The organism is Vibrio sp. R15-SG3-ISO1B (assembly GCF_059833835.1).
This window is the reverse complement of the sequence record NZ_JCBDGG010000049.1, coordinates 16601-38792: the sequence shown is the minus strand read 5'-3', so window position 1 is coordinate 38792 and position 22192 is coordinate 16601. Positions and strand designations below refer to the sequence as shown.

The window sequence follows — 22192 nt, the reverse complement described above, 5'->3', positions numbered from 1 at the left end:
GTAAAAGGCGCTTTTTCTGTTTACGGTGGCAGTGTTGTCTGCGAAGACCTATTCTGCCTACAACGAAAAGTAGCGGCTCACTATCGATGCATCAAACGTCAAAGAACGGCGTCGCATCCACTTCTAGCTGACTTGGCGCAATCGCTTTGGCAATCTTGACACTGCTGCGCTTGAGATCGACAAAAGCCACATCAACATAACGCTTGTTCTTGCGCGAGTAAAAGCACTTCACTTCCGGTTTCAGCGGCTCAGATTCATTGGATGTCCAGACGATGCCCACTCGCCCATCACTGAGTTCGACTAACGCCCCCACTGGGTACATACCGATACAGTTGATGAACTTATACACCAAGTCACGATCGAGGTGATTGGGCGTGAGGCTCAATAGAATTTTAAACGCCTCTGCCGAGCTCATTCCACGCTTGTAGACGCGATCCGCGGTGAGGGCATCGTAGATATCCACAATGCAACTCATGCGACCGTGCAGTGGAATTTCATCCCCTTTAAGGCCATTCGGGTAGCCGTTGCCGTCCAGTTTTTCGTGATGCATCAGACAGACATCACGGCTCACATCACTGAGCCCAGTCACGGACATGATCATATCTTTCGCAAACACTTGATGAAGCTTCATGTGCTCAAATTCTTCCGGTGTTAAGCGTGCCGGTTTGTGCAGCACCTTATCATCCACCTTCACTTTGCCCACATCATGAATAATGCCGCCGATCGCCATCTCTTTGAGCATCTCTCTTGGCAATTGCAGATGTTTACCAAAGGTCACCAATAAGGTGGCCACATTGACCGAATGCTCCAATAGATACTCGTCCTTGTTGCGCAGCGCTGAAACACATTGCAGCGCATCGGAGTCCACCAGCGCCGATTCAATCAAATCTTCCGCCCAATCATCAAACTCATCGACATGGACCGTTTTACCATCAAAAGTTTGGGTCAATACGCGATGAGCGAGCCCTTTGGCTTCACGAATAATATTGCTCGCTTTCTTCTGCATGGAAAAACGGCTTTTGGCTTTACGCTTAACTGCCTCGGTCTTCACCGATTCTACCGCCGCAGGTGGCGAAATGTTGTGCGAGTCATCGAATGGCTGTTGCACGGGTTTAAAAGTGCAACCTTTAGCAGACAAACTTTCGTCAACCCAAGCGAATTGGATACCATTTTTGATCAGTTGATTGACGGCTTGCTCTGACGGCACGCGCCCAGCATTTGCTAGGTTCACCTTTTTGTTGTCTTCCAGTGCGGTGACAAACATACCGACGGTTAGAGTGTCGATTGGAATTTTGATGGAATTATTAGGATCGTATTGCATTCTTATTTGATGATTACTCTACAACAAGTCACTTTAAGATTATAACTCTGATTTATGCTACATGCCCAACAAATACATGCAAGAGTCCTAATATAAGTCACAAAATTGAGATGGACGCAAACGTTTGCCTTTTGAGATCTATCCTCGTATGATCAGCGCCAAATTCTACATCTCTAAAAGGTTGATTATGTTTGGTACAGCGACTCGTCAAAATGCAACGCGTGTTCTTCTCCTCGGCTCAGGTGAACTGGGTAAGGAAGTCGCCATTGAGTGTCAGAGACTGGGCTTAGAAGTCATCGCGTGTGACCGCTATGAAGATGCCCCTGCTATGCAAGTCGCGCATCGCAGTTACACACTAGACATGCTTGACGGCGACGCACTGCAAGCCATCATCGACAAAGAGCAGCCTCACTATGTCGTGCCAGAAATTGAAGCGATCGCAACCGACAAGCTGGTGGAGCTTGAAACGCGTGGTCTCAATGTCGTGCCGAGTGCGAAAGCCACACAGTTGACCATGAACCGCGAAGGCATTCGCCGCTTAGCCGCAGAAACACTCTCTCTGACCACCTCTCCATACCGATTTGCCGACAACTATGACGAATTCACCGCAGCGATTGAAGCGGTCGGTCTGCCATGCGTGTGCAAGCCTGTGATGAGTTCATCGGGTAAGGGACAAAGCGTCATTAAGACAGATGCAGACATCGAAAAAGCCTGGGCATACGCTCAAGATGGCGGACGCACTGGCGCAGGTCGCGTGATTGTTGAAGGCTTTATTGATTTTGATTACGAAATCACCCTACTGACGGTACGCGCCGTTGACGGCGTTCATTTCTGCGCCCCAATTGGCCATCGCCAAGAAGATGGCGATTACCGTGAGTCTTGGCAGCCACAAATCATGTCGGATAAGGCGTTAAAAGCAGCGCAGCACGCGGCGCAAAGCGTTGTCGATGCGTTAGGCGGCTACGGTATTTTTGGTGTCGAACTCTTTATCAAAGGCGACACGGTGATTTTCAATGAAGTTTCGCCGCGCCCACACGATACCGGCCTGGTCACTTTGATGTCACAAGACAGTTCAGAGTTCGCACTGCATGTCCGCGCGTTTACCGGCATGCCAATCAGCAGCATCACTCAATACGGCCCTGCCGCGTCTGCCGTCGTGTTAGGTCAAGGCACCTCACAAGACATCCGTTTTGAAGGCATGCAACAGGCACTCAGCGCGCCTCAAACCCAGCTGCGTTTATTCGGTAAACCTGATATCAACGGTCGCCGACGTCTTGGCGTTGCGATTACACGCCGTGACACCATTGAGCAAGCCATCGAAAGCGCCGTCGAAGCGGCAAGTAAGATCAAGGTGATTTACTGATAGGTTCACGCCTCTCTCTATTTAAGTAATAAAAAACTCTGGTCCGTAATGGCCAGAGTTTTTTATTTTCGCCGATTGTCAGAGTTCCGATCGTCGCCTCATGATGGCGCCTGAATCAAATAGACCTCTTCGGCGAAGCGTGACAAACCGCGCTTCGCAATTTTTGGATGGCGCTCGTCGGCATCATCCCGATAGAGCTTAGTCACTTGATACCCCTCATACAGAGCACGAACTTCCTGCTCGGCCACACTAAATGGGGGGCCCGCCATCTCTAATTGAGGATAATCTAAGGTGACCAGTAAAATCCGCCCACCGGGTTTAAGTAACGACTGAATTCTTGCCACATAGTCGACACGCATCTCTTCAGGCAGCGCCACTAACGCTGCGCGGTCATAGACCAAATCGACCGGTTTGACGGGCGCGGTAAAGACGTCTCCGGTGTAAATAGAGAGCTCATCGAACTGAAACAGCTCATGCTGACCATTGAGAGGGATCACCAACGGCGTATAAAAGTGCTCGGCGAAAAAGGCGCGCACCGCAATGTTACTCAGCTCCACCCCTTGCACATCACTGTGTTTGGTGGCGAGCCACACCAAATCTTCTGATTTACCACACAGAGGCACAAATACGTTTTCGTCTGCGCTGGGGTTGGTCGCTGGCCAGTATTGAATCAGCAGTGGATTCACGTCTTCCAAGTGGAAACCAATCTCATTGGATGCCCATTTGGCATGCCAAAACTCTGGATCTTTCATTCTCTTTCTCTTTCGATGACTGACGTGCCATAGCCTAACGGAAAGTCAGCCTTCGTGGTAGGTGGCATAAGGCATTCGGCGATGGAATCTGGTCATAATTGGTTACAACTAGCGGATGAACTTAAGCAAAAACGCGCAATCCAACCAAGGTAAGTTAATGAAATTGAGACCAACATCATAATTCAAAAGTTTATCGAATAGCGGACCTTGGAAAGGCCATTTCCATCCCAAGATCTTAATCAGACACGTAGCACTTAGCGGTTCCTTTTTCCTCCATTTTCTAAGCGACTACGATTCTAAGGAGAGTGAATGAGCGTATTCTTGCGTACCACTGCACTGATGCTGTTAATGCTCAGCCGCGCCCCCGCGTTTGCCGCCATCCCTATGGCCCCTGACCGAGATGAAGGACCCAGTACTAAGCAAAACCAAGTCAGCCCTAAAGCGTTTAAACACAACTTGAGCGGTTTGTACGGCATTAAATCAACCGACGCCTCCCCCACTCAACCCTATTCAGATTTTGACGTGCTCTACAGCAAAGCGCACCAAGCGCAAGCGGAGCTCGAAACCTTATGTAAAAGTACCGCACTGTTAACCTCCACCGACGCTTACTTTGCTGGCGTAAAATCAAGCCAGCGAGCACAAGAGAAAATTGCCCATGAGCTCGACGGTCAAGTGGATCGCATCACCGACCTTGCCAGAGCCACCATAGTGGCGCACGATATTGATAGCTTGATGTCCGCCTATGAAGCATTAGCGCGTGAAACTACGGTAGTCAAAGTAAAGAACCGTTTTAAGAGCCCACAAGCATCAGGCTATCGTGACTTGAATATTTTGGTTCAACTGCCTAAAACTCAATTGGTTGCAGAAGTGCAACTGCACCTCAAAGCCATTGCGGACGTCAAAAATGGCGCAGAGCACGATATTTATGAGCAGATTCAGCTGATTGAGCGTCAAGCCGCCGCCGAATCGCGCCCGCTTAATGACATTGAAATGGCCAAGGTCGATAAAATGCGCAAGCTCTCTAAAGCGCTGTATCAAGACGCTTGGCACCCCTACCTCACTACGCATCTTAGCGCTGCCTAATTAAGTTCAGCTCTCCTCATTAATGGGCAAACAAGGGTCAAGACCCTGTTTGCCTCACAACTTGCTCACTCCTGCTTGACGCATTCAACCAATCGGTTACCCTTTTGTATAGTCAATAATGGATGGCGTGTCCCTCTGAAATCAGTGAGCTTATGAGTCAATCACCGTTATACCTGCAAATCAAACACTACATCGAACAACAGATCAGCTCGGGTCATTGGCCGGTCGGTCACCAAATCACCACCGAGCTTGAGTTAACCAAGCAGTTCAATGTCAGCCGTATGACGGTCAACAAAGCGATTCGCGATCTGGTTGCTGAGGGCAAACTTCAGCGCCGACCTCGATTGGGCACGTTTGTTTGTGCACCAGATGAGAAAGCGGAGTCACCGCTGCTTGATATTCGTAATATCGCAGAAGAGGTCGCGCAGCGAGGCAAAGCCTACTCCAGTAAAGTGATTAAGCAGGTCGAGTTATTGGCCGACGGCGTGATTGCGACTAAGTTGGGGGTGATGCTCGATACCAAGGTGTTTTACAGTGAAATCATTCACTTTGAGGACAACTCCCCCATTCAATACGAACTGCGCTGGGTCAACGAGGCGTATGCGCCCGACTATCTCTCGCAGGACTTCACCACCTTAACGCCCAACCAATACCTTTCTCAGCACTGCCCGCTCAGTGCGATTGAACACACAGTGGAAGCGATCGTGGCAGATGATAAAGTCCGCAGCGCATTAAAGTTGGCGGCGAACGAGCCCTGTTTGCTGCTCAATCGCCGTACCTGGAGCCAAGATAAACTGGTCAGTACCGCGTTACTTTATCACCCCGGTACGCGTTACAAACTCAGCTCTAAAGTGACCTTCTGACCGTTTGAAATTGGTCTAGTGATCACATTTTCATAACATCACACTTGATCATTTGACTACTCAAGACTCATTATTTGTATATACATTTAAATCTAAGAGTCTATCGAATGTTCTCCTCTGAGCTACCCCACTACGACTTGGTGCTCTGCAATGCTCGGCTCGTCACGATGTGTGAGGGCGAGAGCGGCTATCAAGTCAGCGCGCCGACCAGTATCGGTATTGTGCAAGGCAAAATCGCCTTTATCGGCGACATCCAACCGCAGCCCGAACGCTATGATTGCCAAGGCCAATTGGTGACGCCGGGGTTGATTGATTGCCATACCCATCTGATTCATGCCGGTAGCCGAGCACACGAATTTGAAATGCGATTGTGCGGCGCCAGTTATCAAACCATCGCGGAGCAAGGCGGCGGCATTCTCGCAACCGTGAAAGCCACTCGAGAGGCGAGCGAACAGACGCTCACCGAACTCGCGCTTCCTCGTTTGGATGGACTGCTGCGCACCGGTGTCACCTCTGTGGAAATCAAATCCGGTTATGGCCTGACGCTTGCCGATGAACTGAAAATGTTGCGCGCGGCCAAAGCACTAGAGCAGCACCGTAAGGTGCGCGTGACGCCCACCCTGCTTGCCGCTCATGCAGTGCCACCAGAATACCAAGGACGCGCCGACGATTACGTTGATTATATTTGCCAAGCGATCATTCCTGCCGTGGCTGATGAGCAGCTTGCCACTAGTGTGGATGTCTTCTGTGAATCCATCGGCTTTTCACTGGCGCAAACCGAGCGTGTCTTCCAATGTGCGACCGCGCATGGGCTCGCGATTAAAGGGCATACTGAGCAACTGTCGAACCTTGGCGGCAGTGCGTTAACGGCCAAGTACTCTGGGCTCTCAGCGGATCATGTTGAGTACCTGGATGAGACCGGCGTGAATGAGCTTGCTCAATCAAGCACTGTTGCCACCTTGCTCCCCGGCGCGTTTTACTTTTTAAAAGAGACGCAGCGCCCACCGATAGACTCTTTACGCCGAGCCGGCGTCCCTATTGCGCTCGCGACAGACTTCAACCCCGGCACCTCGCCGTTTGCCGACTTAACCATGATGATGAACATGGCGTGCACCTTGTTTGGCTTAACGCCGCAAGAAGCGCTGCGCGGTGTCACCTGCCACGCCGCGAAAGCGCTGGGCTATGGACAGACACGTGGGCAGATAGCACCAGGCTTTGACGCTGATCTTGCGATTTGGGACATCGCCCACCCAGCAGACCTTAGCTACCAGCAAGGCATGCCACGTTTAACCGCACGTGTTGTATTGGGAGAGCTCAATCATGCCTAATCAACCCCACTTAGCTTTTCACTGGCAAGGGCGCGATGACAAAGAAGATGGCGTACTGGGCCAGCGCGTGCATCATGTCGTTACCTCTACCACTAGTGACGCGCTCAGTGAGCACACTCAAGATGCCATTTCTCTATTGGGTTTTGCCTGTGATGAAGGCGTGGCGCGTAATAAAGGACGAGTCGGCGCCGCCAATGGGCCAGATGCGATTCGCCAAGCATTGGCAAACCTCGCGTGGCATGAATCTAGCCGTTGGCTGGACTTAGGGAATGTCACCTGCACCCAAGGTCAGCTTGAGTCGGCGCAGCATGAGTGCGCGCAGCACATTTCACGCGCCCTTCTGCACAGCAAAGTGATCACCTTAGGTGGCGGGCATGAAGTGGCGTGGGCCTCTTTTCAGGGGTTAGCGAGCTTTCTTCAGCGCCACTTAGATAAAACATCGCCTGCAACAACAACTCAAGGCGGAGCTCAACAGCAGCAGATCGCACCGAAGATAGGCATCATCAATTTTGATGCCCACTTTGATTTGCGCACCTTTGATACCCAAGACACGCAACCGAGCTCAGGCACGCCGTTTCATCAAATTGCTCGTTACTGCCAAGCGCATCAGTGGCCCTTTCAGTACGCGTGCATTGGTGTAAGCCGCGCGAGCAATACCGCCGCGCTGTTTCAACGCGCGGATGAACTGGGCGTCTTGTACATCGAAGACACCGAGCTCGCACCTTACTCACTCAAAACCCCACTCGAGCAGTTGCGCCAATTTATCGAGCAGTGCGATCACCTCTATCTCACTATCGATCTGGATGTGTTTCCTGCCGCCACAGTACCGGGCGTGAGCGCACCTGCCGCTCGGGGCGTGAGCCTTGATACCTTATCGCCACTTTTACAGCTCTGTCTTGCTCAGCCTGAAAAGCTGCGTCTAGCCGACATTGCCGAATACAACCCTAGATTTGACATCGACCAGCAAACGGCGCGATTCGCTGCCCGCTTATGCTGGGACATAGCCAAGGCCATGGTGAACACACCAAGCCAGACTAAACAACCGAACAAGGAGTTCCCCCAATGAGTCAACCGACCAAGCATCACAACCCGCGCCTTGATACGGCGCGTACCATTCGCGCGCCACATGGCACAACCTTGCGCGCGAAGTCTTGGCTCACCGAAGCGCCACTGCGTATGTTGATGAATAATTTGGACCCCGATGTGGCCGAGCACCCACACGCACTCGTCGTGTATGGCGGTATCGGCCGTGCGGCGCGCGATTGGGCGTGTTATGACAAAATCGTCGAGGTGCTGGAGCGCCTTGAAGAAGACCAAACCCTAGTGGTGCAATCGGGCAAGCCTGTTGGTGTTTTCCCTACTCATAAAAATGCGCCACGCGTACTGATCGCCAACTCAAATCTCGTTCCCCATTGGGCCAACTGGGAGCACTTTAATGAGCTCGATAAGCAAGGGCTGATGATGTACGGTCAAATGACGGCAGGCAGTTGGATTTACATCGGTTCACAAGGGATCGTCCAAGGCACCTATGAAACCTTTGTCGCGGTAGCCAAACAACACTTCTCTGGTGATGCCAGTGGCCGTTGGGTGCTTACCGGAGGCTTAGGCGGCATGGGCGGTGCGCAGCCGTTGGCCGCGACGATGGCGGGCTTTTCGATGATCGCCGTTGAATGTGATGAATCTCGAATCGATTACCGTCTGCGCACGGGCTACGTCGACAAGAAAGCGACCTCGCTCGATGAAGCACTAGCAATGATCGCAGACGCCACCTCGCCGATTTCTGTTGGCTTACTGGGCAACGCCGCCGATATTTTCCCTCAGTTGGTTGAACGCGGTATTACACCGGATGTCGTCACCGATCAAACCTCGGCGCACGATCCTCTAAATGGCTACTTGCCCTCTGGATGGACGATGGCACACGTTGCGACAATGCGCTCACAAGATGAAGCCGCCGTGGTGAAAGCGGCCAAGCAATCCATGGCGCGCCAAGTGCAAGCGATGCTCGATTTGCAATCACGCGGCGCCGCTACCCTAGATTACGGCAACAACATCCGCCAAATGGCGCTTGAAGAGGGCGTCGAAAATGCGTTTGATTTCCCTGGCTTTGTCCCTGCCTATATTCGCCCACTGTTCTGCGAAGGGATTGGACCATTTCGCTGGGCGGCGCTCTCTGGCGATCCGGAAGATATCTACAAAACCGACCAAAAAGTGAAAGAGCTGATCCCCGATAACCCCCATCTGCACCATTGGCTCGATATGGCGCGCGAGCGCATTCAATTCCAAGGTTTACCGGCACGTATTTGTTGGGTGGGCCTTAAAGATCGCGAGCGTCTTGGCCAAGCATTCAATGAAATGGTCAAAAACGGCGAACTCAAAGCGCCGATTGTGATTGGCCGCGATCACCTTGATTCTGGCTCGGTGGCCAGCCCGAACCGTGAAACAGAAGGCATGATGGATGGCTCTGACGCCGTCTCAGATTGGCCTCTATTGAATGCACTACTCAATACCGCAGGCGGCGCCACTTGGGTGTCGCTGCATCATGGCGGCGGTGTTGGTATGGGCTTTTCACAACACTCGGGTATGGTTATTTGCTGTGATGGCAGCCAAGATGCCAGCGAGCGAATTGCACGTGTCCTGCACAATGACCCTGCAACAGGGGTGATGCGCCATGCGGATGCAGGCTACGATATCGCGAAAAAATGCGCCGCAGAGCAAGGATTAGATCTTCCTATGCTCAATGAAGAACTGAAAAAGCTAAAATAACCCGCGCACGAGAAGGAATATGAACATGCTCAACTTACTGTTAAAGCCGGGACAGCTCAGCTTACATCAATTGCGCCACATCAGTCGCAGCCCAGTTAACCTTTCACTGGACGACAGCGCCATCCCTGCCATTGAAGAGAGTACGCAGGTGGTGGAACAGGTGATCGCGGAAAATCGCACCGTCTATGGCATCAACACCGGTTTTGGCTTACTGGCCAACACGCGTATTGCGCCTGAAGATCTAGAAACCTTGCAAAAGAGTATTGTGCTGTCACACGCTGCCGGCATTGGCGAGCTGATGGCAGATGAAACCGTACGTTTGATGATGGTGCTCAAAATCAATAGCTTATCGCGTGGCTACTCAGGGATCCGCCTAAGTGTCATCCAAGCGCTTATCGAGCTGGTCAACGCGCAAGTCTACCCTTGTGTGCCGCAAAAAGGCTCCGTTGGTGCCTCGGGTGATTTAGCGCCGCTGGCTCACATGAGCACCGTGTTGCTTGGTGAAGGACAAGCGCGTCACAACGGCAAGATCATTTCAGGTCTTGAAGCCCTGAAGATCGCGGGTCTAAAACCTATCACGTTAGCGCCAAAAGAGGGCCTTGCTCTGCTCAACGGCACGCAAGCCTCCACCGCCTTCGCGTTGGAAGGTCTTTTTGCAGCCGAAGATCTGTTTGCTTCAGCAACCGTGTGCGGCGCGATGTCGGTGGAAGCAGCGCTTGGCAGTCGTCGTCCGTTTGATCCGCGCATTCATCGTGTGCGGGGTCATCGCGGACAGATGGACGCTGCTGCTGCGTATCGTCACCTGCTTGATAACAGCAGTGAAATCGGTGAATCGCACAATGGCTGCGAAAAGGTGCAAGACCCATACTCCCTCCGCTGCCAGCCTCAGGTGATGGGCGCGTGTTTGCAGCAGATTCGTAACGCGGCCGATGTATTGCAGGTAGAGGCCAACTCCGTCTCAGACAACCCCTTGGTGTTTGCCGACGATGGCGACATCATCTCTGGCGGTAACTTTCACGCCGAGCCGGTGGCGATGGCCGCAGATAACTTGGCGCTCGCCATTGCCGAAATTGGTAGCCTTTCAGAGCGTCGTATGGCGCTACTTATTGACAGCGCGCTCAGCAAACTACCGCCATTTTTGGTCGACAACGGCGGCGTGAACTCGGGCTTTATGATTGCTCAAGTCACCTCTGCGGCACTGGCAAGCGAAAACAAAACCTTGGCTCACCCAGCCTCGGTGGACAGCTTGCCAACCTCAGCGAACCAGGAAGATCACGTGTCGATGGCGACATTTGCTGGCCGTCGCCTCAAAGACATGGGGGAAAATACCCGCGGTATCTTAGCCGTTGAGTACCTATCTGCCGCGCAAGGGATCGATTTTCGCTCCCCGCTCTCCTCTTCCCCACGTATTGAAGAGGCCAAGCAAATCTTGCGCGAGAAAGTCAGCTTCTACGACAAAGATCGCTACTTCGCCCCTGATATCGAAAAAGCCAATAGCCTGCTCAAAATGGCCGTTCATAACCATCTGATGCCACAAGAGATCCTGCCAAGCATCTAACCCTCTACGCTCAAACGTAATGCCTAGAATGCCACCTGCGTTCTAGGCCCATCTCAAAACGAGTCATGGTTTGGTGAAAATTCAACTGGATCGACCATTGAAATCAAATCGTCATATATAATCACGGCAGTTTTGGCTAAGTAGCGTACATTATGTTTTTAACTCCTTATTTTTCTAGCAACGACAAGCAATTCCAATTCACTCGCCTTCAGGCCAGTCATTTCGCCAAAAAAGTGGCCGGTGACTACAACCCTATTCACGATGAAGACAACAAGCGCTTCTGTGTACCCGGTGATCTATTGTTTGCTGTGCTGCTACAAAAAGAGGGCATCAGCCAGAAGATGCGTTTTGACTTCTCAGGTATGGTGAACGATGGCATTGCCCTGCACATTGAGAACAAATGCAGCAACGAAGCCGCGGTGGTTGATGCCAACGGCAAAGAGTACCTACACATGAACCGTGAAGGCGCAGTGAGCCACGATCCCGCGTTCATCGAGCACGTTGTGACAAACTACGTGCAGTTCTCCGGCATGAACTTCCCTCACATCATGGTGCCTCTGATGGAAGAGCAGCAGATGATGATTAACTGCCAGCGTCCTTTGGTGATTTACGAAAGCATGGAAGTAGAATTTACCCGCCTAGACCTGACCCACCCAGAAGTCAGCTTTGCCGGTGCTACCTTTGATGTTGAAGGTAAACGCGGCGTTGTGACACTCAACTTTGATTTTAAAGAAGATGGCGAAATCGTCGGCAAAGGTGTCAAGCGCATGGTGGCTAGCGGTCTGAAGCCGTACAACCAAGCCGACATCGATGATTTGGTGAATCGCTTCAACGAGCGTAAAGACGCGTTTCTTGCCCAGTTTAGTGTTGCTGCGTGATTAGTTAGGCTCATTACATGGCGATTGATAAAACTACGCCCCACAATAGTGGGGCGTAGTTTTTGTATGTGTGACGATAGTTATTTTTTATATGGATTTAATCTAAAATGCTTTTGGACAAATCAGTGTTACATGCACTGCTAAATTAGCATTTAACGGATTACTTGACCTATCGCTGATAGAATGCAAAAACGCTCTATAAATGTGCTCAGATGGACTTGACCAGTACACCCTATCACCTAGAAGATGTAGTCAGAAAATAAATTTAGCGAATCTGTAAGATGAAAATCAACTTCAAATACGTAGCTTATTCCGTAGTCATTCTTTATGTATTGGGAATGATCACTCTTCATCGCTACCCCGACGGCTACCCTTATGATTTAGAGATTCCAGATATTGCTAATGTCATGATTGCTTTCACTTCAATTGTATCTCTTGCTCTTGCAAGTTGGACTTTCTACAGCCAGCGCAAGGACAAGCAATATGAGCAGTTCATGCAGCACGAAGGGAAAATATTGTTAGAGTTTCGCCAAAAGCTATATAGTGCTCGCAAATCAATCCACTTCTTTACGTATGACTTTCTTGCCTTAGATAAAAAATATGGATTCACACCGAAAAAAACTCCCGTGTTGAAGTATGAGGACTTTGTCGGTCACTTCAATCATTTGGTTGAACTAAATGAGTTCTATAACCTTAACCAATACATTTTCAGAAAATACGAACTAGAAAAGAAAATAGAGTACATTCCTTTGCTACTTGCAGCCGCCAGAGGAATGCCAAAGAAAGATGTCACATACCACTGGCTAGAAAGCCCAAGTGAAGGACATCAAACATATCGAGCAGAGCCGATGCACATGCACCTGCTGTTTAGTTTTAATCGTTCAGTGTATTTCCACTTTGAAGCAGGCAAGAGCAACCTAATGGAAACACGGACAGCATATGAAAACGAAGATATGGTCAAAGAATTAGAGAGGATAACTAAGCTAACAAGTAAAGCTCTTCAAGATCTACTATTTGATTTGGACAAATTAACCATCTTAACTGGCTCTAAGCTTCCCGATTCTTTTCACTCAAGACACGAGTGGCACATACAAAAAATAGAGTCCAACAAGGACTAATTGTGGACACCAAAACGTCCACAATGTTTCCATCACTTTTCTAAGTTCACTAAACCAACCTTGTGCTGGCTCGTCTTTTGGGCCTTTAAGCTCGGTGGCGTGTTCGATATCGAGTGGAATTTGACGCTTCTTGTTTTTTAAGTGCTCAATAACGACGGTTGGGTTGTTGAAGTGGCTACCATCATTACCTGTTATCGCGCCAGCAGATAGGAGCTTGAGCTTTTCAGGCAGCTTGCCAGTAGGAAGATCAAAGCATAGTGATAGGTAGGTTTTGATGGTCATGTCTGGCATCCAAGTTTCGGTTTGAATGCCAGATTACGGTTTTGAGAGTTTTGGTGAGATTAACCTTGGTTATTGAATTTAGTTAAGTAGGAGGAAGGGCAACTTCATCCGATGGCCAGTCAACTCTTGTTGAAATACCGATTGGTTCAGAAGTCTGAGATACCCAGACATCTCGGACTTCATAGCCATAGTGTTTTCCTGACATGCAGAGCTGAGTGTGCGAGGGGGTTATCTTGCAGTCGTAAACACTCGCTTTGATAGCGTAATTTACCCCTCCTTTATGCTGGACGCTTGGATAGATAAGCCCATCACATTGATGCTGTTGCATTAGTTCATTAGCTATTATTGCCGTTATTTTATAGTACTCTTCTCCAACACGAGACAACCAATCGGAAAAAAACGCATCCACTAGATAAACAGCATTTTTTGTATCGCTCGGTAAGTCGTTGAGAATATACTGATATGCATGAATATAAGAAGCGTTATTGATTATCGGTGGTACACCATTTCTAATATTACTCACATCTCCGATAACACGCATAGGCAATACTGACTTTGGCTCATAAGTCGTTATATGAAACCACTCACTTTGCTTTAACCTTGACTCTGCAAACGCACAACTTTGAGAGCTAGATGCGTAGAAAAGGGGCTGATTGAGATGGTTCATTCGCCCTTTAGGAGTGATCGCTTGAGGAGGGTATTTTAAGTCGTCTGTATGCAAAAACGGCTCTGCCCCACTCTTCCGTACTCGATAAAGCTTGTTGGGTTTGCCGATACCATGAGGAATCATGAACTGGTACTGTGTTAGATCTTTAACCTTTTCTCTTACCTCATCTAACAATAGTTTCTCAACGGGCGTTGAATTAAACCAAGAGATAGTATCTGACACTTCGTTTAAGCCAAAATCAGATGCTAATAGCAATTTTACGTTGAATGAATCCACAATTATTCCTCTTGAGCTGATTTATCTCGTTGCTCAGCAGCCAGTCGTGCGCCTTCTGGAATTTTCAAATAGAGCTCTTCAATGCGTTTCGGTTCTGCAATTCCTTTGTCGACAATCAGATTCAATAATCCAAACATTTGCTCTGCTATCTGGTCCACATCCTCTTCATTCATTCGACCTGGATGAACTGCATTGTTGCCAGTAATACGAATTGTATCAGCTATTCTGATAATCAAAGCAGGGACTACATTTTTTGCAGCCAAGCTTCGAATATCAGTATTAATATTTTCTCCAGACTCTCCCAAGTAGACGCATAGCCTTTGTAGCGCCAAGCGTAGTAGTGCTGCAGCTGCACGTGGGGAATGTTGAAGCACTTTCGATGCTTCTAAGTAATCAACTGCAACATCTTCAGGCATATCTACATGGGCTGCTGGAACTGACGATATACTAGGGTAAACCATAGACCAGACTTCTACGGGAGATATAGCTACCGTTCCACTAGTTCTATTTCTGGTTACATTCCATATAGAATATTTGCCGCACGCCGTACATGAACAACGCCTTATATCATTATCCAATCTTTTCCACTCGACTTGGGCCAACACTTCACAAAATGGGCAAGTAAACGCTCTTAGTTCTGAATTTGGAGCTACATATCTTGACATTAATCAACTCTCCTAAATTATATTTATTATTTTTTATTAAGACCTTACCAAGATATATAACCAAGATTGTGTTTAAAAGCGTTTAAACGCCGTTTAAATTAAAAGAAAGCCCTAGCTCACGATAAGAGCAAGGAACTTCGAAGTCAGGTCTTGTCTTTTGACTCTTATTACTTTTTGTATATCAAAGTTGACTGAGTATCATTGTGTGATTTGAAGGCGTAACTCATTTTGGGGCATTTCCGAGCCACCCACCAAACACTTCTAATACCACCAGATATTAACGCCACAATCGCCTTACCACTAAATCCACCGGCGCACGCTCTGCTTGTAATCAATAAACGCTTGGCCAAAACGTTGCTCTAAGGCGCGCTCTTCGGGTTCGATTTGGAAACGATTCATGTAGAGGACAAAGCCGAACGATAGCAGGATGGAGAGCAGGTTTTGTTGCCAGTAGGCAAAGCCGAACAGCAGAAGGAATAAGCCTAAGTACATCGGGTTGCGCGTGATGCTGTAAATGCCCTTCACGACCATTTGTGATGTTTCGTGGGGCTTTTGTGGGTGAACGGTAGTTTTGGCGCGTTTGAAGGCGATGATGCCTGTGATCCCCACGTAGCCAGCGCAAACAAAACAGATCGCAAACACGGTAAAGCCAAACGGCAGTGGAAAGCGCAACGTTGGGAAGAGCTGAGCGACTTTAGCAATCACAACAAACATCGCGATAAATACCGCGACGGGAGGGATCTTAAGTTCGAGCTTTTGCATCTTGGTTCTCCACTGCTTTGTTTTGGGGAGTGTTATTACCCGCCAATATGATAAAAATAGCCCAGATGCGTGTTCTGGGCTATTGATAGCATGACCTAGGGTGAGATCAGTTTATACGATTTGCAACAGCGCCTGTAACGGGTGCTGAGTCACCTGTGATTCAAAGCGTTTGACCTGACTGCGGCATGAGTAGCCGGTAATCAAACAGCGCTCTTTAGGCAGTGCGTCTAAGTTGGGCTTCCAGCTCAGTTGGTAAATATCTTTCGACATGGTGAGCTTATCTACCTCGTGACCAAACGTCCCCGCCATACCGCAGCAGCCCACTGGTACAGTATTCAGCTTGGCGCCGAAATGAGTAAAGATGGCGCCCCACTCTTTCTCAGCGTTTGGCATCTTGGTTTTCTCGGTGCAGTGCGCAAACAGATACCAAGGTTCGTCATTATTGGCTGAATCACGGGTTGAGCTGTTGACCTCAAACTCTGACAATTTCGGATAGAGCCACTCATGCACGGTCAGCACCTCAAAATCGCCTCGCGCCTCGCCCAGTACCTCTTTATACTCATCGCGGTAACAAAGAACCAACGCAGGATCGACGCCGACTAACGGCACGCCGACATCGGCCACTTGCTCTAAGAAGGCAGCGGTGTTTTTCGCGCTTGAGGCAAACTGCTTCAAAAAGCCTTTGATATGCTGGGCTTTGCCGTTGGGCTTAAACGGCAGCAAAATCGGCGTTTTACCGAGCTTTTGTACCAACTTGGCAAAATCTTCCACAACTTGCGCGTCGTAGTAACTGGTGAATGGGTCTTGCACGATCACGACGTGATTTTGCTTGTCATCCGCAGAGAGCGCTGCAAGCTCTTGAAGATTAAACGGCTTAAGCGCGGATAAGCGCGATTTCAGCGTCGGTGTTGAGAGCAAAGGCGCATCGACATAACCGACGGTGGCTGCCGTCATCTCTTGTACCCACTTTTGGCGAAGTACGCCGTTGACCAACTTAGGCGCTTTTGCCATCAAAGGCAGCATGGTTTCAATGTTCGCCACCAGATAATCTTTCGCTGGACGCTGATAACGTGAGTAGTAGATGTTCAAAAAGCGCGAGCGGAAGCTCGGCACATCGACTTTAATCGGACACTGGCTCGCACACGCTTTACAGGCCAAACAGCCACTCATCGCCTCAAACACCTCGTGAGAGAAATCGTATTCGTGACGCTTGTTGAGCGTATTGCGGACACGGTCGATCATGGTCTTGATGCTTGGCGTGCGCTCTAGCGTCTGCTTTTCCAAATCGAGCACATCAATGTTTTGCTCACTTAACTGGCGCAACCACTCTCGCACTATCCCTGCGCGGCCTTTTGGCGAGTGACGGCGATCGGCAGTCACCTTCATCGACGGGCACATTGGCGAAGCGGTGTCGTAGTTAAAACAGAGACCGTTGCCGTTACACTCCATCGCTTGCTTAAAGCTGTCGCGCACTTGTACATCGATTTGGCGATCGTAGTAGCCGCGTTTGGTGTCGGTGACTTTAACCAAAGATTCTTGGCTATCGAGCGGCGTACAAATTTTGCCAGGGTTCATTTTGTTGTGTGGGTCAAAGGCGGCTTTAACACGGCGCAGCTCAGTAAAGAGCTCTTGACCGAAGAACTCCGGACCGTATTCAGAACGGAAGCCTTTGCCATGCTCGCCCCACATAAGACCACCGTATTTGGCGACAAGCTTCACCACCTCATCGGAGATCTGGTGCATCAGCGCTTCTTGTTTTGGATCGCACAAGTCCAACGCAGGGCGCACATGCAGTACCCCCGCATCCACGTGGCCAAACATGCCGTAATTCAGCTGCTTGTCATCCAACAGTTGGCGAAACTCTGAGATAAAATCGGCCAAGTTTTCTGGTGGCACACACGTATCTTCGGCAAACGCGACCGGCTTTGCCCGTCCTTTCGCCGCGCCGAGCAAACCCACCGCTTTTTTACGCATATTGTAAATGCGGCCAATACTCGCCAAATCATCGCACACTTGGTAGCCAATGATCCCGGCTTCACCCGCCGCGAGCATCTCTTCTAGACGGGCGGTTAAGTCACTCACTTGTTGTGCGACTTCCTGCTCATCTTGCCCGGCGAACTCCACCATGTTGATGCCCTGCATCTCTTTACCCGGGACATCGGCTAACAGATCGCTGACGGTATGCCAAACAATGTCTTCTTTGGCTAAGTTGAGCACTTTAGAGTCCACCGTCTCAACAGAGAGTGCTTTGGCTTCAACCATAAACGGCGCATTGCGCAAGGCCGAATCAAACGTGTCGTATTTTACGTTAACTAGGGTACGCGCTTTAGGAATTGGCGTGAGATTGAGCTTGGCTTCGGTGATGAAAGCGAGCGAGCCTTCTGCGCCGCAAAGCACACGAGTAATATCGAAGGTATCGTTTGCTTCATCAAACGCATTTTTTAAATCGTAACCCGTTAAGAAGCGGTTAAGCGGCGGGAATTTAGCGTTAATCTGCGCGCGTTTGTCGCGGCACACTTGCTCAGTGACCGTTAGCGCTTGATGCGCGTACTCGCCCTCTTTCGGTAGCCCATGAGATAGGTCCGACTCAAGAATCGACCCATCGGCAAACACCGCTTGCAATGACAAGACATGATCAGACGTTTTACCGTATTTCAGTGACCCTTGCCCCGAGGCATCGGTATTGATCATGCCACCTAAGGTTGCGCGGTTACTGGTGGAAAGATCTGGCGAGAAGAAGTAGCCGTATGGGCGCACTGCATCATTGAGCTGATCTTTAATCACGCCGGTTTGCACTCGCACCCACCCCTCTTCGGAGTTGATTTCGAGAATCTTATTCATGTAGCGCGACAAATCGACCACGATGCCTTTCGTCAGCGATTGACCATTAGTTCCGGTACCGCCACCACGCGGTGAAAAGGTGACACGTTCATAGGCGGCTTTGCTGCCGAGTTGACCAATCAGCGCGACATCTTGCGTCGATTTCGGGTGGATAACGGCTTGCGGTAGTTGCTGATAGACGCTGTTGTCGGTGGCGACAGCGAGGCGACTTGAGTATTGGCTTTCGATATCGCCGCTGAAACCGGCGAGTTTTAATTCATCAAGAAAACCGAGGACGACGGGATCGACATCTGGTTGAGAGTGTAATCTTGGTAACATTTGCTTCCTGCCCCTACTGCGCTGATCCTATCAGCATTGGGTTCGATACATTCGGGTTATAATTTGAGTTAGGTCACTTTACAACATTTAAAAGGGTGATCAAAACAGAAATGCAGTGTCAAATTGGAACTTCTCGCAATTCTTTCCCACACTTAGAAATCATGGACTTGATTTAAAGTGCTTTTATGAGCGATTCATCAATGAAGAAAAACAAAATCATCACGACAGAAGACATTCTCCTTAAGTTATGCCAGTCCGTTTCTGGCGTTATGACCTCTGCGACCAGCTCTCAAATTACCTACTCTGCCATGGTGCAGAAAATCACCAAGACCAGCCTAAAACCGGACTTCGGTTGTTTTGTCCTCTTTGATGGTGGTTTTTCTGGGTTGGTGGTGATCAACTTTACGGCCAAAGCCGCGCTTGAGGTGTACACCAACTACATGCGCAATATGGGGATGCCGGAAGAAGAGCTCGCCGTCACTCACACCTCCGACGAAGTGGCCGATGTACTGGGTGAGCTGATGAACCAGCTCGTCGGTGCGTTCACCAACCAAGTGCGCAAAGATCTGCAAACCCACATCACGCAGAACCAACCTAAAATGCTGTCACTCAACAAACAAGTGATTCTGTCGGTCGATACCAACCTTGATCGTCCTCAAGCGCGACGTGTGACCTTCTCGACTGAGAAAGGCAACATCTTCTACTTAGAGTTGGCGATGGATAAGACTGAGTTTATTCAGCTCGAAGAATTTGAAAGCCACGACGAAGATGAAACGCCAGACAGCATCCTAGAGAGAGCGCGCCAAGAGATGCAGGACAAAGAGAAAAAATCGACCGATAAAAATGACGATGCCGATGACATCTTCGCCGAACTAGGTATCTAAATCCGCCAACTTTTCAGCCCAGCGGTTTTTACCCCCTTCAAACGCCATCGACTTTTCGGTGGCGTTTTCCTACATCACCATTTCCGTTTTATGACAGAACACGTTAAAATAGCCGACTTTGTTAAATTAGTTACCCCTTAGCTGTCGATGGATAAACAAAAAGCCCTCAAAAAAATAGCGAAGTGTCTGGAGCTCGGAAACTCAGCCAACGTTAACGAAGCCGCCAATGCCATCAAGATGGCACATCGCTTGATGCTCAAATATGGTCTCGACAAGGACGATATCGAGTTTATCAAGATGGGCAAAACCCAATCGACACACTTACTCCCTGCCAATGTCAGCTCGAATCTGCTGCGCATCATCCGTGGTATCAACACCAAATTCGGCGTTGAGGCAGTGCTGTTAAACCATAAGGGTTTAAAACGCGTGGAGTTTATTGGCGAAGCGGATCGCGCCATCTTCGCCGCCTTCGCTTTTGACATCGTATACCGCGAAATGAACGAACAGACCGGTCGTTTCAGAAACAGTTTTGCAGGCACCGGGACATCTAACGCCGAAGTCACTCGCCGCGTGAACTCGTTTTTGTCTGGATGGGTGGAAGGTGCGTTGGAAAAACTGCCGATCATCTCTCCAGATGAAGAGTCTGCGAAAAAAATCGATGACTACATCGATAAAGAGTTTCAAAACATCGATCGTGAAACCTTCAAGCAGCAGCTGCGTGAAGCGATGAAAAACATCACAGAAGATTACGAAGTGGGTCTTAAGAAAGGTCGAACCGTATCGGTCAATCGCCCGATCGATGGTGGACAAGCGCCAAAACTGCTGCGTTAACCCAAGAGTGCGTTAGCCCAAGAGTGTGCTAGCTCGATGCTTCAACGCTAGATCGGCAACGGCATGAGAGAAAAGCGACGCCGCGCACTCATCAACTTGGTTAAGAGGCATACACATCTTTGCGCGGCTGAGTATAATCAAAGGTATCACTGGTCAACTTTACCAAACGGACGTTGTTTTTGACTCGATTTGCGGCTTTACTTTTCCTTATTCTGAGCACCTCACTCTGGGCCAATACGCTTGAAGAGCTTCAGCAGCAGGCCCAAGCGAATAATGTTCACGCTCAGTTCCAACTCGCCAGCACTTACCTTGCACAAGAAAACCCCGATCAACAAACGATCGATGATGCCCTCTATTGGCTCGAAACATCGGCGCAAGGGGGTAACCGTCAAGCTGCGTTTGAATTAGCCAGCTTGTCGCTTGATAATAACAGCGTCAGACCCGACCTAGAAAAAGCCCTCTTCTGGCTTACGAAATTGGCATTGGCCGATGACGCTCAAGCTCAGCTGCAACTTGGCCGAGTCTATGAGCAACTGTCAGTACAACCCGACAACCTTGATCTTGCCAAGGTGTGGTTTCAACTCGCTGCGCAAAATGCCACTGACCCAAGCTTACAAAGTGACGCCGAAAACGGATACAACCGTGTCTTAGAAGCACAATTTAACGCCAGGAGAGCCAAGCAAGTGGCGGCCATCAGTCAACTAGACGTTGCCTTTGACGATGAATCCATCACCCTCAGCCCTCAAGCCCAAACCATCGACGCCAGCCAAGAGCACGATGGTGTTTTGTTCAGCTTGATGGGTCTTTGCCTGCTAACAAGTGGCCTTTGCATTTGGCTGTGGCGCAAGCAAAGAGGTTTAGTACGCCAGCGCACCGCGACTGAGCAACAAGGCCATGCTCAAGCGTCTAAAATGCAAACCAGAGTTAAAGAGCAAGATGCTCTGCTCAAGCAGCAAAAGCGCCAGCTTGAAACTCTCTACCGTGAATTTAAAAAGCTGCAAGGGCAAAGCAAGGTTTCTCCCACTCGTCCAACGCAGAGCAAACCTGCGGCGCCTTCACCGGTTTACTTAGCCAGTGCAATGTTTGGCTTTAAGCCCTCACAATTGCCCAGTGAGCGTGAAATCAAAGTACGTTACAAGCAATTAAGTAAGATTTATCACCCGGATCTCAAAGGCAGCGAAGAGGAAATGAAGCGTCTTAACGGTGCGCTCAAGCTTCTGATTAAAGAGGTTAACAAATAGTTACATTTACCCTGCGCATCCTGTTCAAGTTTTCACCAAACGTTTAAAACTCAGCGTTGCGCAATCGATCTCCATCCCACTTCGATAACAAATCATTAACCTAACCGTGTTCTGTATGTCATAATCCTGCCCGACAATAAACCTGAGCAAGAAAAACAGACTCGGGTAAAATGGGGAGAACGAGATGTTTACGATCGAAGGAGTATGTGACTGGTGTAAAAAGCCCAGCCTACTCACCAAGCATGATTATGTCGATGGCAAGTACCACCACTCTTGCAAAGAGTGTTTTGAATACGCGACACTGGATGTGCGTCAATTCAATCTTGCCGAGCTCCGCCAACGCGAGCGCCTATCACACTCACTGTGAGTTAGACAGTTATCAGCACTTCTCTCAAGGA

At 49.5% G+C, this 22192-nt stretch carries 20 protein-coding genes; 13 read left to right on the top strand and 7 right to left on the bottom strand.

What is annotated here, in order from left to right; translation table 11 throughout:
- Positions 1 to 91: 91 nt before the first annotated feature.
- Positions 92 to 1321: a cyclic di-GMP phosphodiesterase gene (locus AC6R0S_RS15825; protein WP_500632190.1), complete on the bottom strand. Its 1230-nt coding sequence runs from the start codon at positions 1319 to 1321 to the stop codon at positions 92 to 94.
- A 187-nt stretch (positions 1322 to 1508) separates the two neighbouring features.
- Between AC6R0S_RS15825 and purT the strand changes: the two genes are divergently transcribed.
- Positions 1509 to 2684 carry a formate-dependent phosphoribosylglycinamide formyltransferase gene (gene purT / locus AC6R0S_RS15820; RefSeq protein ID WP_500638329.1) on the top strand — a complete coding sequence of 392 codons (1176 nt, stop codon included), beginning with the start codon at positions 1509 to 1511 and terminating at the stop codon, positions 2682 to 2684.
- A 98-nt stretch (positions 2685 to 2782) separates the two neighbouring features.
- Here purT and AC6R0S_RS15815 read toward each other — a convergent pair whose 3' ends face one another.
- A complete protein-coding gene (locus AC6R0S_RS15815) occupies positions 2783 to 3436 on the bottom strand; it encodes a thiopurine S-methyltransferase (RefSeq protein ID WP_500638328.1) in 654 nt (217 codons plus the stop codon).
- A 309-nt stretch (positions 3437 to 3745) separates the two neighbouring features.
- Between AC6R0S_RS15815 and AC6R0S_RS15810 the strand changes: the two genes are divergently transcribed.
- The 8 genes from AC6R0S_RS15810 (at position 3746) to AC6R0S_RS15775 (ending at position 13027) form a co-directional block, all read left to right on the top strand.
- Positions 3746 to 4519, top strand: coding sequence for a phosphoribosylglycinamide formyltransferase (locus AC6R0S_RS15810; RefSeq protein ID WP_500632187.1), 774 nt, complete (start codon positions 3746 to 3748; stop codon positions 4517 to 4519).
- A gap of 152 nt (positions 4520 to 4671) precedes the next feature.
- Entirely contained in the window at positions 4672 to 5382 is a 711-nt protein-coding gene (gene hutC / locus AC6R0S_RS15805; protein WP_334550531.1) for a histidine utilization transcriptional repressor HutC, read from the top strand.
- Between the two features lie 107 nt (positions 5383 to 5489).
- Positions 5490 to 6710, top strand: a complete 1221-nt coding sequence (hutI, locus tag AC6R0S_RS15800) for an imidazolonepropionase (protein WP_500638327.1) — start codon at positions 5490 to 5492, stop codon at positions 6708 to 6710.
- Positions 6703 to 7776, top strand: a complete 1074-nt coding sequence (gene hutG, locus AC6R0S_RS15795) for a formimidoylglutamase (RefSeq protein ID WP_500638326.1) — start codon at positions 6703 to 6705, stop codon at positions 7774 to 7776. The genes hutI and hutG overlap by 8 nt, the downstream gene beginning before the upstream one ends.
- Positions 7773 to 9473: a urocanate hydratase gene (gene hutU, locus AC6R0S_RS15790; protein WP_500632182.1), complete on the top strand. Its 1701-nt coding sequence runs from the start codon at positions 7773 to 7775 to the stop codon at positions 9471 to 9473. The genes hutG and hutU overlap by 4 nt, the downstream gene beginning before the upstream one ends.
- Before the next feature lie 19 nt (positions 9474 to 9492).
- Entirely contained in the window at positions 9493 to 11031 is a 1539-nt protein-coding gene (gene hutH / locus AC6R0S_RS15785; protein WP_500632180.1) for a histidine ammonia-lyase, read from the top strand.
- Between the two features lie 152 nt (positions 11032 to 11183).
- Positions 11184 to 11909, top strand: coding sequence for a DUF3581 domain-containing protein (locus tag AC6R0S_RS15780; protein WP_500638325.1), 726 nt, complete (start codon positions 11184 to 11186; stop codon positions 11907 to 11909).
- 281 nt (positions 11910 to 12190) lie between these two features.
- A complete protein-coding gene (locus AC6R0S_RS15775) occupies positions 12191 to 13027 on the top strand; it encodes a hypothetical protein (protein WP_500638324.1) in 837 nt (278 codons plus the stop codon).
- Here the strand turns inward: AC6R0S_RS15775 and AC6R0S_RS15770 are convergent.
- The 5 genes from AC6R0S_RS15770 to ydiJ form a co-directional block, all read right to left on the bottom strand.
- Positions 12980 to 13309 (bottom strand): phage protease, encoded by a 330-nt coding sequence (locus tag AC6R0S_RS15770; RefSeq protein WP_500638323.1) that lies wholly within the window; start codon positions 13307 to 13309, stop codon positions 12980 to 12982. The genes AC6R0S_RS15775 and AC6R0S_RS15770 overlap by 48 nt on opposite strands.
- Before the next feature lie 82 nt (positions 13310 to 13391).
- Positions 13392 to 14252: an RES family NAD+ phosphorylase gene (locus AC6R0S_RS15765; RefSeq protein ID WP_500638322.1), complete on the bottom strand. Its 861-nt coding sequence runs from the start codon at positions 14250 to 14252 to the stop codon at positions 13392 to 13394.
- A 2-nt stretch (positions 14253 to 14254) separates the two neighbouring features.
- The gene (locus AC6R0S_RS15760; RefSeq protein WP_500638321.1) at positions 14255 to 14917 is read right to left on the bottom strand and encodes a DUF4145 domain-containing protein; all 663 of its coding nucleotides are present in this window, start codon (positions 14915 to 14917) and stop codon (positions 14255 to 14257) included.
- Positions 14918 to 15217: 300 nt separating this feature from the next.
- Entirely contained in the window at positions 15218 to 15679 is a 462-nt protein-coding gene (locus tag AC6R0S_RS15755; RefSeq protein WP_500626359.1) for a methyltransferase family protein, read from the bottom strand.
- A 111-nt stretch (positions 15680 to 15790) separates the two neighbouring features.
- Positions 15791 to 18838, bottom strand: coding sequence for a D-2-hydroxyglutarate dehydrogenase YdiJ (gene ydiJ / locus AC6R0S_RS15750; RefSeq protein ID WP_500638320.1), 3048 nt, complete (start codon positions 18836 to 18838; stop codon positions 15791 to 15793).
- A gap of 200 nt (positions 18839 to 19038) precedes the next feature.
- On the opposite strand from ydiJ, the gene AC6R0S_RS15745 reads away from it, so the two are divergent.
- The 4 genes from AC6R0S_RS15745 (at position 19039) to AC6R0S_RS15730 (ending at position 22161) form a co-directional block, all read left to right on the top strand.
- Positions 19039 to 19722, top strand: coding sequence for a DUF3334 family protein (locus tag AC6R0S_RS15745; protein ID WP_500632221.1), 684 nt, complete (start codon positions 19039 to 19041; stop codon positions 19720 to 19722).
- Positions 19723 to 19869: 147 nt separating this feature from the next.
- Positions 19870 to 20553 carry a DUF2786 domain-containing protein gene (locus tag AC6R0S_RS15740; protein WP_334550544.1) on the top strand — a complete coding sequence of 228 codons (684 nt, stop codon included), beginning with the start codon at positions 19870 to 19872 and terminating at the stop codon, positions 20551 to 20553.
- A gap of 179 nt (positions 20554 to 20732) precedes the next feature.
- A complete protein-coding gene (locus tag AC6R0S_RS15735) occupies positions 20733 to 21794 on the top strand; it encodes a tetratricopeptide repeat protein (RefSeq protein WP_500632176.1) in 1062 nt (353 codons plus the stop codon).
- A gap of 184 nt (positions 21795 to 21978) precedes the next feature.
- Positions 21979 to 22161 (top strand): hypothetical protein, encoded by a 183-nt coding sequence (locus AC6R0S_RS15730; RefSeq protein WP_334550546.1) that lies wholly within the window; start codon positions 21979 to 21981, stop codon positions 22159 to 22161.
- Positions 22162 to 22192 lie beyond the last annotated feature (31 nt).